A 12411-nucleotide genomic window follows, 5' to 3' on the forward strand; every position below is an offset into this window, starting at 1 on the left:
CGATGGCGCCATCCATGGCGCCAACGGTCCTGCACGCCCATGCCCTCAGCCTCTGGAAACGTTCCTGCGAGCGCGGTGGCTTTCATTCCGACAATCCGCCGTTGGTAGATGCCAACCTCGGTTGGCACTGCTTTTGATTCTGCTTTCTTCTTTTGATTTTGAATTCCTGTCCCTGTTCCGCGCGCGCAGGGAACTGTCCGAAGCCGGAGCAAGGCGGCAGGCAGGACCGTGAGGCGCATGGATGCGCCGACCGAGCCCCCATGGGTGAGGGCGCTTTGCTTGCGAAGCACTGCTTCGCAAGCGCCCGAACGCACAGCCGCCAGCGGCTGGGCCGGACCGCAGAGCGGGGTTCACGGCGTGTCCTGCCTGGGCCACCCGTCACCCTCGTCCCATTTGCAGTAGAGCGCCGAACGCCCGCTCTACTTCGCGTAGTGCCCACCGCAGTCGGCATCCTTGCCCGGCCCCAGTTCGATGGTGGCCAGCAGTGCCGCCGGCGGCGCGATGCTGCCCAGCGTCAACGCCACCGCACCGCGGATACCCAGCGCCTTGAAGTCCGGGCGGAACGAGGGGTCCTTGAAGGTGCCGCCGATGCGCAGCGGCGAGCGCAGCACCAGGATGCTCCTGTCCTTCGGTCGCGGCTTCAGCAGCAGGTCCAGCGTTTCATCGCGCAGGCTGACATCGCCCTCGCCGAGGATGATCGTATCGGTGGTGTCCACTGCCATCGACCGGGTGTGCATCAGGCCGTCGCGCACGCCGAAATCGGCGAAGGCGCAACGAAGAGGAATCTGTTTGTCGCCGGTGAACAGGAACTTCAGCGACTCGGTGATGTCCAGCCCTGCCACCTCCATCAGCAGGTTGCCGACATGGCCGCGGCCCATGCCCAGCGCCACGTCGCCGCTGCTGCCGCCGAGCATCGCTGCGATCGAGTTGCCGTTGCCGGTCAGATCAATGGCGCCGCTGATCCCGCCCTTGGCCTGCTCGGCGAGCTTGGCGTCGGGGAACAACTGGCCCAGCTGCACGCCGCGCACGCTGGCCTTCAACGAGGTTGCAATCTGCGGGCGACGTGCATCCATGCGGATCGTGCTGCGGATGTCGCCACCAGCAACGCCGAAGTTCAACGGGTCCAGCCGCATTACACCATCGTCCAGCAGCAGGTGTGCATCCATGTCGTCCAGCGGCAGCTTCGGTGCATTGATGCGCTGGGCCTTCCAGCGCACGTCGGCGTCCATCGCGCGCAGCTTGCCCAGGTTGTACGGCGTGGCCGGCAGTACTTTCGCGCTGGCGGCCACGCGCGCTGCCTCGGCACGCTGTTCTGCATTGGCGGTCTCGCCGCCGCCGGTCTTCGGGGGAGCACCGACGAAGCCTGCAAGGTCATCGAAATCGAGGCGGCGCGACACCAGGTTCGCGGTCATCCGTGGGCGTTCCCTGGAGACATCGAACTGCACATCGCCGCCCAGGTCGCTGTCGCCGACTTTGCCGGTGAAGCGCTCGTAGCGCCACACCTGGTGATCGCGCTTCAGGCGGCCATCCAGTGCGTAGGGCGGGGAAGGTGGAATGGCAATGCCCAGCAATGGATACAGGTCGGCCAGGTCTTGACCGCTCAGCGCGAACTGCAGGTCGAATACCTGCAGCTGGAACGGGTTGGTCAAGGTGCCGCTGGCAACGGCATGGGTGGCTCCGGCGCGGCCATCCAGATGGATGCGGAAGGGATGGGCGCTGTCGGTCAGTTCCAGCGGCGATTCGGTGCCGCCGCTCAGGGTAAAGGGATTGCCCTGCCAGCGGCCCTTGCCGGCCACCAGCAACGGTGGTGCGGCGTCGGCCTGTTTCGGTTGCCCGCTGCGCACGTTCACCAGGATGTCGGTGCGGCCGAGTGCGTCGAGGAACTGCAGGCGACCATCGTCGATGAGCAGGCGCTTGAGCTGCGGCGTGGCGCCCCCCTTGCTTTCGCCGAGGAAGTCCCAGTTGCCGGGGGCGCCTTTGCGCGGGGCGGTCTCCAGCAGTACGTCCGGGCGGGTCAGGCGCACTTCGGGCAATTGCACGCTGCCACGCAGCAGCGGCCACACCCGTACGTCGATCTCGACCCGGTCGGCGCTGACCATGGTGGGCTGCTTCGCCCAGGGCGCATTGGCAAAGGTGAGGGTATCGGCGCGCACGGTGCTGGTGCGGCCGAGGTCGACGTCCAGGTTGCCGATGTGCAGGGCGCGGCCCGTGCGCGCCTGTACCGCCCGTTCGACCGGACCCTTGAACCAGTTCCAGTCCCACAGGGCGAAGAGGACCAGGATCGCCGCGAGCAGGAACACCAGCACGGCCAGCCAGCGCTGCCCGCGTGGACCGGGGCGACGCAGGCGCCAGCGCGACGCCTTGGGATCAGCAGGAGCAGGGGCAGCATTCACACCGCCATGGTTGCCCCGTCGGGGTGGACACGGCGCGAAGCGATCATGTGCAGCGTGTGCAGGGACGGTACCTGCTCGCCGACCAGGGGCCTGGCGTTACCGTCAATGCGGGGTCACAGCACCTGTCGGGTCACGGCGACGAAGTGGCAGACGCTGCCGCCGATCACGAACAGATGCCAGATCGCGTGCGAATAGCGAATGGATTCGCGGTGATAGAAGTACGTGCCCAGCGTATAGGACAGGCCACCGCCGAACAGCCAGGCCAGCGTCCCGCCATCGATCGAGGCCCACATCGGCTTGATCGCCACCACCACCAGCCAGCCCATGGCGATGTAGATCACCGTGGACAGCACCTTGAAGCGGCCTGTGTAGAAGAGCTTGAACACCACCCCGCCCAGGGCCAGCGCCCAGATCGCGGTGAACATGCCCCAGCCCCAGGGGCCGCGCAGGCCGATCAGGGTGAACGGGGTATAGGTGCCTGCAATCAGTACATAGATCGCGCAATGGTCGAACACCTTCAGGCGGCCCTTGGCCTGCGGGTGCTGGATGGCGTGATACAGCGTGGAGGCGGTGTACAGCAGCAGCAGGGCGATGCCGAACACGATCGCGCTGGCCAGCTGCCAGCCATCGCCATAGATCGCGGCCAGGGTGATCAACACCGCGCTGGCGGCCAGGGCAAGCACCGCACCCAGCCCGTGGGTCAGGGCGCTGGCAATTTCTTCGCGGATCGAAACAGCGGAAGTCGTGGACATGGCATCGGCATCGTCTGCAGGGAGGGGGACCTGCACCCCCCTATCATCGCCGCGATGGCGGGCGCGCGCACCCCCGCCACCGTATGGTCGCTGGAATCAGTTGCCGGTGACCGTATGCGCGGCTTCGCGGGTTGCCGAGAAACGCACGTCCGGCGCACGTTCCTGCGCCAGCTGCAGGTTGACCCGGGTCGGCGCCAGGTAGACCAGGTGGCCGGCGGCGTCGAGGGCCAGGTTCAGCGCGTTCTTCTCGCGGAACTCTTCCAGCTTCTTCTCGTTGCTGCAGTGAACCCAGCGCGCCGTGGTCACGCCGACCTGCTCGAAGGTGGCTTCCACGCCGTATTCGTCCTTCAGGCGGTAAGCGGCCACATCGAACTGCAGCACACCCACCGCACCCAGGATCAGGTCGTTGCTGGTCAACGGACGGAAGAACTGGGTGGCGCCTTCCTCGGACAGCTGTGCCAGGCCCTTCTGCAGCTGCTTGAGCTTGAGCGGATCGCGCAGGCGGGCGCGACGGAACAGTTCCGGGGCGAAGTTGGGGATGCCGGTGAAGGTGATCGCCTCGCCTTCGGTGAAGGTGTCACCGATGGAGATCGTGCCGTGGTTGTGGATGCCGATCACATCGCCCGGCCAGGCCTCGGCGGCGATTTCACGGTCGCTGGCCATGAAGGTCAGTGCATTGGCCAGTTTCATCTCCTTGCCGGTGCGCACGTGCAGGGTCTTCATGCCGGCGCTGAACCGGCCCGAGCAGACGCGCATGAAGGCCACGCGGTCACGGTGCTGCGGATCCATGTTGGCCTGGATCTTGAACACGAAGCCGGTCAGCTTCTGCTCCTGCGGGGCGACGTCGCGGCCGGTGGTGGAGCGTGCCTGCGGCGACGGTGCGTGCTCGACGAAGAAGTCCAGCAGCGGCTGCACGCCGAAGTTGTTCACGCCCGAGCCGAAGAACACCGGGGTCTGCTTGCCGGCCCGATAGGCCTGCAGGTCGAACGGGTGGCTGGCACCCTGCACCAGTTCCAGTTCATCGCGCAGATCGGCCAGCATCCGCTCACCGATCTTTTCGACCAGCCCGGGTGAATCGATCGACGGGAAGATGGTCGAATCCTGACGCGTGAAGTTGCGGCCCTGCTCGTACAGATGCACTTCGCCGGTGATCAGGTGGACCACGCCCTTCAGGCGCTGGCCCATGCCGATCGGCCAGGTGACCGGTGCGCACTGGATGCCGAGCACGCTTTCAACCTCGTCCAGCAGGTCGATCGGCTCCTTGCCCTCGCGATCGAGCTTGTTGATGAAGGTCATGATCGGCGTGTCGCGCAGGCGGCACACTTCCATCAGCTTGATGGTGCGCTCTTCCACGCCCTTGGCCACGTCGATCACCATCAGCGCCGAGTCCACCGCGGTCAGCACGCGGTAGGTGTCCTCGCCGAAGTCGGCGTGGCCCGGGGTGTCGAGCAGGTTGATGATCTTGCCTTCGTACGGGAACTGCATCACCGAGGAGGTGACGGAGATGCCGCGCTCCTTTTCCAGCGCCATCCAGTCCGAGGTGGCGTGGCGGGCAGCCTTGCGGCCCTTCACCGAGCCGGCCATCTGGATCGCGCCTCCGAACAGCAGCAGCTTTTCGGTCAGCGTGGTCTTGCCGGCGTCAGGGTGGGAAATGATGGCGAACGTGCGGCGACGCGACGCTTCGGTGGCGACTTCGGACATGGCAGTGGCGCCCGCACGGGGCGCTTTTCAAAGAGATAAGCGCCCGATTATACCGGCCTGCCGGCGTCGGCGGGTCAGCGCCCGGCGCTGGCGTCCCCGCTGCCCTCACGGGCGAAGTGCAATTCGCCCTGCGGGGCGAGGATGCGCACCGGCACCGAACGCAGCCCCATGCCCCGGTTGAGCTGCACCACGAAGTGCAGGTGCGGTGCGGTGCTGTAGCCACTGTTGCCGGACAGGCCGATCGGCTGCCCGGCCTGCACGGCCTGGCCGGGACGCACGCGCATGCCGCCGGCCTGCAGGTGGGCGTACATCGCCATGCTGCCGTCACTGTGCAGGATACGAACGAAGTTGGCGCGTCCGGCATCGCGTTCACGGTCCAGGCCATTGCCGTGGAACCCGTCCTGTACCTGCATCACCGTGCCCTCGCGGGCGGCCAGGACCTGCGTTGCTGCGGGCAGGGCAAAGTCGATGGCGTCGCGGTTTTCCTCGTCATCGTGGCTGAACCGGCCCTGCGGCGCCTGGTCCACGCGCAGCTGGGCAGCCTGGAACGGCAGGCGATAGGCGACGTCTTCGGCGCGGGCGGCCGGATTGCCCGGCACCGACTGCAGGCGGAGGTCCAGTGCATTGCCGTTGGCAGGGGAGGGAAGATGGCCCACCACCAGGCTGCCGGTGGCCTGCACCAGTGACTGCAGCGGCAGGCCCTCCACCTGTGTGCCGGGGGCCGCGCGCAGCTCGATCTGCACCGGGCCGGACAGGGGATTGTCGATCCGCGCCTGCCACTGGTCGCCCAGCGACTGCAGGCGCAGGCGGGCCATCGGCGCCGCGTGCGGCGTGGCGCCGGCCGTGCGCGTGGCCGGCGCCTGTGGCACCAGTCCCCAGCCCTGGCGCCAGTCGGCAGCGTTCGCGGGGGCGCTCGCCAACAGGGGCAGCAGGAGGCAGGGCAGGGGCAGGCGGCGCATCGAAGGCTCCAGCGACATGGACCGCCGGGACTCTACGCAAGCTGCCGGGACGGGGGAAGGGTGGGGGCTTCGCATTCATCCATCTCTTTATCCGCATGAAGGGATTGACATGCCCGGAAAGGACTGGCATCGTGGCTCCACCATCGAGACCGGCAGAGGGACAGGCCCTTTGAAGCCGGGGCAGCCCGCAGACGCGAAAGCGCCTGCGTAGGTGCCAAATCCTGCGGGGACCGTGGCGTCCACCGAAAGATGGTTCGAACCTGCACCCAACGTGCACTTCGAACGCGAGCCCCGCGAAGGCTCGATGGCCGATTTCCCTACCGGAACCCGCCATGAGCTTCGCCACCAGCACCGTGCTTCGCCCCGAACCCTTTGTCCCCGTCAGCGTGCCGGTCGATGACCGCGTGCACGCCGAGCGCGGCGAGTTCGCCGCCGTGCTGTCGATGCGTCATGCCGGCCCTTGCCCGGTGCGCCTGCGCTATGAGTGGGTCGGTCCGGTCAACGCACCGGTGGTGGTGCTGGCGGGCGGCATTTCCGCGCACCGCCATGTGGCCTCCAATGCGCAGTTCAGCGAAAAGGGCTGGGCCGAAGGCCTGGTCGGCAGCGGCCGCGCGCTGGATCCGCAGCAGCTGCGTGTACTCGCGTTCGATTTCATCGGCGCCGACGGTGCGCTGGATGTGCCGATCGATACCGCCGACCAGGCCGATGCGCTGGCCCTGCTGCTGGACCATCTCGGCATCCGCGCATTGAAGGCATTCGTCGGCTATTCCTACGGTGCACTGGTCGGCCAGCAGTTCGCGATCCGCCACCGTGCCCGGGTACGCCAGCTGGTGCTGGCCAGCGGTGCGCACCGCCCGCACCCGTATGCCGCCGCCTGGCGTGCGCTGCAGCGCCGTGCCGTGGCGCTGGGCCAGCTGCAGTGTGGCGAAGACCACGGCCTGGCGCTGGCCCGCCAGTTCGCCATGCTCAGCTACCGCACACCGGAAGAATTCGGCGAACGCTTCGATGCAGCACCGGAGGTGGTCAATGGCCGCGTCCGTGTCGCGGCCGAAGACTACCTCGACGCCGCTGGTGCGCAGTACGTTGCGCGCACGCCGGTCAATGCCTACCTGCGCCTGTCCGAGTCGATCGATCTGCACCGCGTGGACCCGAGCGCGATCCTGCCGCCGACCGTGGTGGTGGCCGTTGAAGGCGACCGCCTGGTGCCGCTTGCCGACCTGGTCGGCCTGGTCGAGGGACTGGGCCCACGCGGCAGCCTGCGCGTGCTGCGCTCGCCCTACGGTCACGACGCCTTCCTGAAAGAAACCGATCGCATCGACGCGATCCTCGCCACCGCCTTCCGCACTTCTGGAGAGTCCGCATGAGCCTGCACGCCGCTGAACCGTCCTGTTGTCGCACCACCGCCGCCGTCCGCGCCGGCATCGATCGGGACACCGCCCACGGCGCGGTCACGCCGCCGATCGTGCTGTCGTCGAACTTCAGCTTCGAAGGCTTCGGCAACAAGCGCCAGTACGACTACACCCGCAGTGGCAATCCCACGCGCGACCTGCTGGGCGAGGCGCTGGCCGACCTGGAAGGCGGCGCTGGCGGCGTGGTCACCGCCACCGGAATGGGCGCGATCAACCTGGTGCTGAACGCACTGCTGCAGCCCGGCGACACCCTGGTGGTGCCACATGATGCGTACGGCGGCAGCTGGCGCCTGTTCAACGCGCTGGCGAAGAAGGGCCATTTCGAACTGGTCACCGCCGACCTGACCGACCCGCGCGCGCTGGCCCAGGCCCTGGCCACGCAGCCGAAGCTGGTGCTGGTGGAAACCCCGTCCAACCCGCTGCTGCGCATCACCGACCTGCGCTTCGTGATCGACGCGGCGCACAAAGCCGGTGCGCTGGTGGTGGTCGACAACACGTTCCTGTCGCCGGCATTGCAGCAACCGCTGTCGTTCGGCGCGGACCTGGTGCTGCACTCCACCACTAAGTACATCAACGGCCACAGCGACGTGGTCGGTGGTGCGGTGATTGCCCGCGATCCCGCCGTGCATGAGCAGCTGGTGTGGTGGGGCAATGCCCTGGGTCTTACCGGCTCGCCGTTCGATGCGTTCCTGACCCTGCGCGGCCTGCGTACGCTGGATGCACGCCTGCGCGCGCACCAGGAAAACACCGCCGCGATCGTGGCGCTGCTTGATGCGCATCCTGCGGTGGCCAAGGTCTACTACCCGGGCCTGGCCGATCATCCGGGCCACGCCGTTGCCGCGCGTCAGCAGAGTGGTTTCGGCGCGATGCTGTCCTTCGAACTGGCCAGCTGTGCCGGCGATGATCCGCATGCTGCTGTACGTGCATTCGTCGATGGCCTGCGTTACTTCACGCTGGCCGAGTCGCTGGGAGGCGTGGAGAGCCTGATCGCACATCCGGCGACCATGACCCACGCCGCGATGACTGCCGACGCACGCGCGGCTGCGGGCATCAGTGAAGGCCTGCTGCGTCTGTCGGTCGGTATCGAGGGTGAGCGCGACCTGCTGGCCGATCTGGGCAGCGCCCTGGCGCGCGCCGAGGCGGTGATCGATGCGGTGGCGCGCGGCAAACAGGTGGCAGACGCATGAGCGCTTTGCCTGTCGAGATTCCGCTGCTGGGTACTGGTCGCCTGGCGCTGCTTGGAACCGGCACCGTCGGTTCGGCCTTCGTGCAGCGCTACCAGGCGTTGCAGGCGCGTGGGCTGGAACTGCCCAGCGTGCAGTGGCTGGCCAATTCACGCACCGCGCTGGCGATCGACCGCGATCTGGCGTTGCCGCTGGAACTGGCACGGCGTGCGCCGCGTGATGGGCAGAGTTCGCCGCCGTGGGCCAGCGCTGAAGGGCTGGAGCGTGGCGACGTGGTGGTCGATGCCACCGCCAGCGAAGATGTAGCGGCGCGCCACGTGCAGTGGTTGGCGCGCGGCGTGCACGTGGTGACCGCCAACAAGCTTGGCCGCGGTGCGCAGCTGTCGCGCGCGCAGGCCATCGCCGATCGTTGCGCCGACAGTGGTGCGCGTTACGGCGACAGCGCCACCGTCGGCGCGGGCCTGCCGTTGCTCAGCAGCCTGCGCGCGCTGGTTGCCGGTGGCGACCACATCCATGCCATCGAGGGCGTGCTTTCCGGTTCGCTGGCGTGGCTGTTCAATCGTTATGACGGCCAGTCGCCGTTCTCGGCGGCGGTGCGTGAAGCGCTGGCGGCCGGCTACACCGAGCCGGACCCGCGGCTGGATCTTTCCGGCGAGGATGTGCGCCGCAAGCTGCTGATCCTGGCCCGCAGCAGTGGATTGGCGCTGGACGCGTCGCAGGTGCAGGTCGATTCACTGGTGCCGGACGCGCTGGCTGCGCTGCCGCTGGAAGATGCAGTGAATGCGCTGGAGCAGCTGGATGCACCGCTGCAGGCACGTTGGCAGCAGGCGCGCGACAACGGCCGGGTGCTGCGTTTTGTCGGCCGCGTCGATGGCGAGGGTGCGCAGGTGGGCCTGCGTGAGCTGGCTGCCGACCATCCGCTGGCGCAGGGCGCGGGCACCGACAACCGCGTGGCCATCCACAGCGATCGCTATCGCGCGCAGCCGCTGTTGATCCAGGGGCCGGGCGCGGGTGCGGAAGTGACCGCAGCGGCGCTGCTGGATGACGTGCTGCGGATCGTGGGGTGAGCGGCTGATCGACGCACTGCAGCCAGGCATGGCCTGGCTCTACCGAGGGCGTGTGTAGCGCCGGGCCATGCCTGGCGGTTATGCAACTTCAACGCGCCTTGAGTGCCTTCAACAATGCAGCATTGAACTGCTTCGGGTCCTGCACCTGCGGCGAATGACCCAGTGCCGCGAACTCGACCAGGGTCGAGCCGGGTATCGCCGCCGCTGCCGCTTTGCCCAAGGCCGGGTAATTGCCCAGCGTTGCCTTCAGTTCGGGCGATGCCTGGTCACGGCCGATCGCCGTGCGGTCCTTCTGGCCGATGAACAAGGTGGTCGGCACCTGCAGGTTCTTCAGTTCGTAGACGACCGGTTGGTGGAACACCATGTCCGAGGTCAGTGCCTGGCTCCAGGCCACCTGCTGCTTGCCCGCGCCTTCGTACATGCCCGACTGCATGCGCGCCCACGGTTCATACGCCGGCTTCCACTTGCCGTCGTAGTACACATCCAGCTGGTAGCGGCGGATGCTGTCATAGCTGATGTTCATTTCGCCGGCATACCACGCGTCCACGCTGCGCCAGGGCACGCCCAGCGCCTTCCAGTCTTCCAGCCCGATCGGATTGACCAGCGAAAGACTGCGCATGTCCTGCGGATACATCAGCGCATAGCGGATGGCCAGCATGCCACCCATCGAATGGCCGACCACGTGCACCGGTACATCACCCAGCTGCAGCTGCTGCAGCAGCGCATGGGTATTGTCGGCCAGCTGCCCGAACGAATACTGGTAGCGCTCGGGCTTGCTGGATTTGCAGAAACCCACCTGGTCCGGCGCGATCACCCGGTAGCCTGCCGCCACCAGCGGCTTGATCGTCTCCTTCCAGGTTGCCGCGCAGAAGTTCTTGCCATGCAGCAGCACCACCACGCCGATCGGCTTCTTCTTCGGCGCAACATCCAGATAGGCCATCTCCAAGGCCTGGCGCTGCGATTCCAGTGCAAAGGTCTTCACTGGATAGCCATAGTCGAAGCCCTCCAGCCGCGGCCCGTAGGTTGGCGCAGCGAGAGCGGACAGCGGAAGGCAGGCGAGCAGGGCGGCGGCGATCACGCGCATGGGACATTCCGGGGCAGGGGGATGCCCGAGCCTAACCGGAAAACGGTGACGGCGTTGTCCGGTCGAGAACGGCACTGCAGAGCCGGGTCGATGCCCGGCCCTGCCGACCATCAGCACTCGATGACGTTCACCGCCAGCCCGCCGCGGCTGGTTTCCTTGTACTTGTCCTGCATGTCGCGGCCGGTATCGCGCATGGTCTTGATGACCTTGTCCAGCGACACCTTGTGCTTGCCGTCGCCGCGCATGGCCATGCGCGAGGCGTTGATCGCCTTCACCGCACCCATCGCGTTGCGCTCGATGCACGGAATCTGCACCAGGCCGCCGATCGGATCGCAGGTCAGGCCCAGGTTGTGCTCCATGCCGATCTCAGCCGCGTTCTCGATCTGGCTCGGGTTGCCGCCCAGCGCCGCGACCAGGCCACCGGCGGCCATCGAACAGGCTACGCCGACCTCGCCCTGGCAGCCCACTTCGGCGCCGGAGATCGAGGCGTTTTCCTTGTACAGGATGCCGATCGCCGCCGAGGTCAGCAGGAAGTCGAACACCCGCTGTTCGTTCGCGCCCGGGCAGAAGCGGTCGAAGTAGTGCAGCACCGCCGGCAGTACACCCGCCGCGCCGTTGGTGGGTGCGGTGACCACGCGGCCGCCGGCAGCGTTCTCTTCGTTCACGGCCAGTGCGTACAGGTTGACCCAGTCCAGCGTGGTCAGCGGGTCGCGCATCGCCGCTTCCGGCTTCGACGACAGCTCGCGGTACAGCGCCGGCGCGCGGCGGCCCACTTTCAGGCCGCCCGGCAGCACGCCTTCCTCGCGGATGCCGCGCGCCACGCAGGCCTGCATTGCGCTCCAGATCTCGCGCAGGTTGTCGCGGATCTCGTCCTCGCTGCGCCAGCATTTCTCGTTCTCGAACATCAGCTGGGCGATGCTCAGGCCACTGCGCGCGGTCTGCGCCAGCAGCTCGTCGCCGCTCTTGAACGGGTAGGGCAGCGGCGTTTCGTCAGGCACGATACGGTCATCGGCCGCATCGTCCTGGTTGACCACGAAGCCACCACCGACAGAGTAGTAATCGCGGGTGGCCAGCACTTCGTCATCGGCGTTGTACGCGGTGAAGCGCATGCCGTTGGTGTGGTAGGGCAGCTTCTGCCGCTTGTTCAGGCCGAGGTCGCGCTTTTCGTCGAAGGCGATCTCGTGCTGGCCCATCAGCATGATCCGCTTGCTGCTGCGGATGCGCTCCAGCGTGGACGGAATGATGTCCGGGTCGATCAGGTTCGGACGCTGCCCTTCCAGGCCGAGCAGGATCGCCTTGTCGGTGCCGTGGCCGCGACCGGTCAGTGCCAGCGAGCCGTACACGTCGGCACGGATGCGCGCGACCTGGGCAAGCTTGCCCGGGTCGAGCAGCCACCGATGGATGAAGCGCTCGGCGGCCCTCATCGGCCCGACGGTGTGCGAGGAGCTCGGGCCAATGCCGATCTTGAAAACGTCGAACGTGCTGACAGCCATGGTTGCCGTACTGCGGGTACCGGGAGAGACCGCTATTCTAGCGGTTCATGCCGCACTTCCATGACTGCGGCGCAGCATTTCCGCCAAGGGAGCAAATCGCAGTGTTGACCCTGTTCCAGCGTGACGACTGCCATCTGTGTGACATGGCCCTGGCCGAGCTGGCCAGGGCGCGGGCACCCGAGTTCGAATCGGTGTTCCTCGATGACCAGCCGGCGCTTGAGGCGCGGTATGGGGCGCGGGTACCAGTGCTGCGTGACGAGCGCGGTGGGCGGGAGCTGGACTGGCCGTTCGATGCGGCCACGGTGCAGGCCTGGCTGTTGGCAGGCAGGTAACGCCGGGCCATGCCTGGCGAGCGCGAAGCGCGGCCAG

At 67.3% G+C, this 12411-nt stretch carries 10 protein-coding genes and 1 riboswitch; of the genes, 4 read left to right on the top strand and 6 right to left on the bottom strand.

The window, feature by feature from the left end:
- Nucleotides 1-419 precede the first annotated feature (419 nt).
- The 4 genes from K5K93_RS17520 to K5K93_RS17535 form a co-directional block, all read right to left on the bottom strand.
- Complete coding sequence (locus K5K93_RS17520) at nucleotides 420-2393, bottom strand: AsmA family protein (RefSeq protein ID WP_222388543.1); 1974 nt, start codon at nucleotides 2391-2393, stop codon at nucleotides 420-422.
- Nucleotides 2394-2506: 113 nt separating this feature from the next.
- Entirely contained in the window at nucleotides 2507-3145 is a 639-nt protein-coding gene (locus K5K93_RS17525; RefSeq protein ID WP_093818670.1) for a hemolysin III family protein, read from the bottom strand.
- Nucleotides 3146-3241: 96 nt separating this feature from the next.
- The gene (locus K5K93_RS17530) at nucleotides 3242-4846 is read right to left on the bottom strand and encodes a peptide chain release factor 3 (protein WP_222388544.1); all 1605 of its coding nucleotides are present in this window, start codon (nucleotides 4844-4846) and stop codon (nucleotides 3242-3244) included.
- A gap of 74 nt (nucleotides 4847-4920) precedes the next feature.
- Entirely contained in the window at nucleotides 4921-5805 is an 885-nt protein-coding gene (locus K5K93_RS17535) for a M23 family metallopeptidase (protein ID WP_222388545.1), read from the bottom strand.
- A gap of 137 nt (nucleotides 5806-5942) precedes the next feature.
- Nucleotides 5943-6061: riboswitch (SAM riboswitch) on the top strand.
- A 76-nt stretch (nucleotides 6062-6137) separates the two neighbouring features.
- Here K5K93_RS17535 and K5K93_RS17540 point away from each other — a divergent pair.
- Genes K5K93_RS17540 through K5K93_RS17550 form a run of 3 tightly spaced genes read left to right on the top strand, consistent with a single transcriptional unit; the run spans nucleotide 6138 to nucleotide 9465 of the window.
- Nucleotides 6138-7169: a homoserine O-succinyltransferase gene (locus tag K5K93_RS17540; RefSeq protein ID WP_025877822.1), complete on the top strand. Its 1032-nt coding sequence runs from the start codon at nucleotides 6138-6140 to the stop codon at nucleotides 7167-7169.
- Complete coding sequence (locus K5K93_RS17545; protein ID WP_132824422.1) at nucleotides 7166-8401, top strand: O-succinylhomoserine (thiol)-lyase; 1236 nt, start codon at nucleotides 7166-7168, stop codon at nucleotides 8399-8401. Before K5K93_RS17540 ends, K5K93_RS17545 begins: the two co-directional genes overlap by 4 nt.
- On the top strand, nucleotides 8398-9465 hold the full coding sequence (locus tag K5K93_RS17550; protein ID WP_140225681.1) for a homoserine dehydrogenase: 1068 nt from the start codon (nucleotides 8398-8400) through the stop codon (nucleotides 9463-9465). The genes K5K93_RS17545 and K5K93_RS17550 overlap by 4 nt, the downstream gene beginning before the upstream one ends.
- An 88-nt stretch (nucleotides 9466-9553) precedes the next feature.
- On the opposite strand, the gene K5K93_RS17555 is transcribed toward K5K93_RS17550, so the two are convergent.
- On the bottom strand, nucleotides 9554-10549 hold the full coding sequence (locus K5K93_RS17555) for an alpha/beta hydrolase (protein WP_222388546.1): 996 nt from the start codon (nucleotides 10547-10549) through the stop codon (nucleotides 9554-9556).
- A gap of 110 nt (nucleotides 10550-10659) precedes the next feature.
- Nucleotides 10660-12042 carry an L-serine ammonia-lyase gene (locus K5K93_RS17560; protein ID WP_025877828.1) on the bottom strand — a complete coding sequence of 461 codons (1383 nt, stop codon included), beginning with the start codon at nucleotides 12040-12042 and terminating at the stop codon, nucleotides 10660-10662.
- 101 nt (nucleotides 12043-12143) lie between these two features.
- Between K5K93_RS17560 and K5K93_RS17565 the strand changes: the two genes are divergently transcribed.
- The gene (locus K5K93_RS17565) at nucleotides 12144-12374 is read left to right on the top strand and encodes a glutaredoxin family protein (RefSeq protein WP_025877830.1); all 231 of its coding nucleotides are present in this window, start codon (nucleotides 12144-12146) and stop codon (nucleotides 12372-12374) included.
- Nucleotides 12375-12411 lie beyond the last annotated feature (37 nt).

Source organism: Stenotrophomonas sp. DR822, from assembly GCF_019793815.1.
GTDB lineage: Bacteria > Pseudomonadota > Gammaproteobacteria > Xanthomonadales > Xanthomonadaceae > Stenotrophomonas > Stenotrophomonas indicatrix.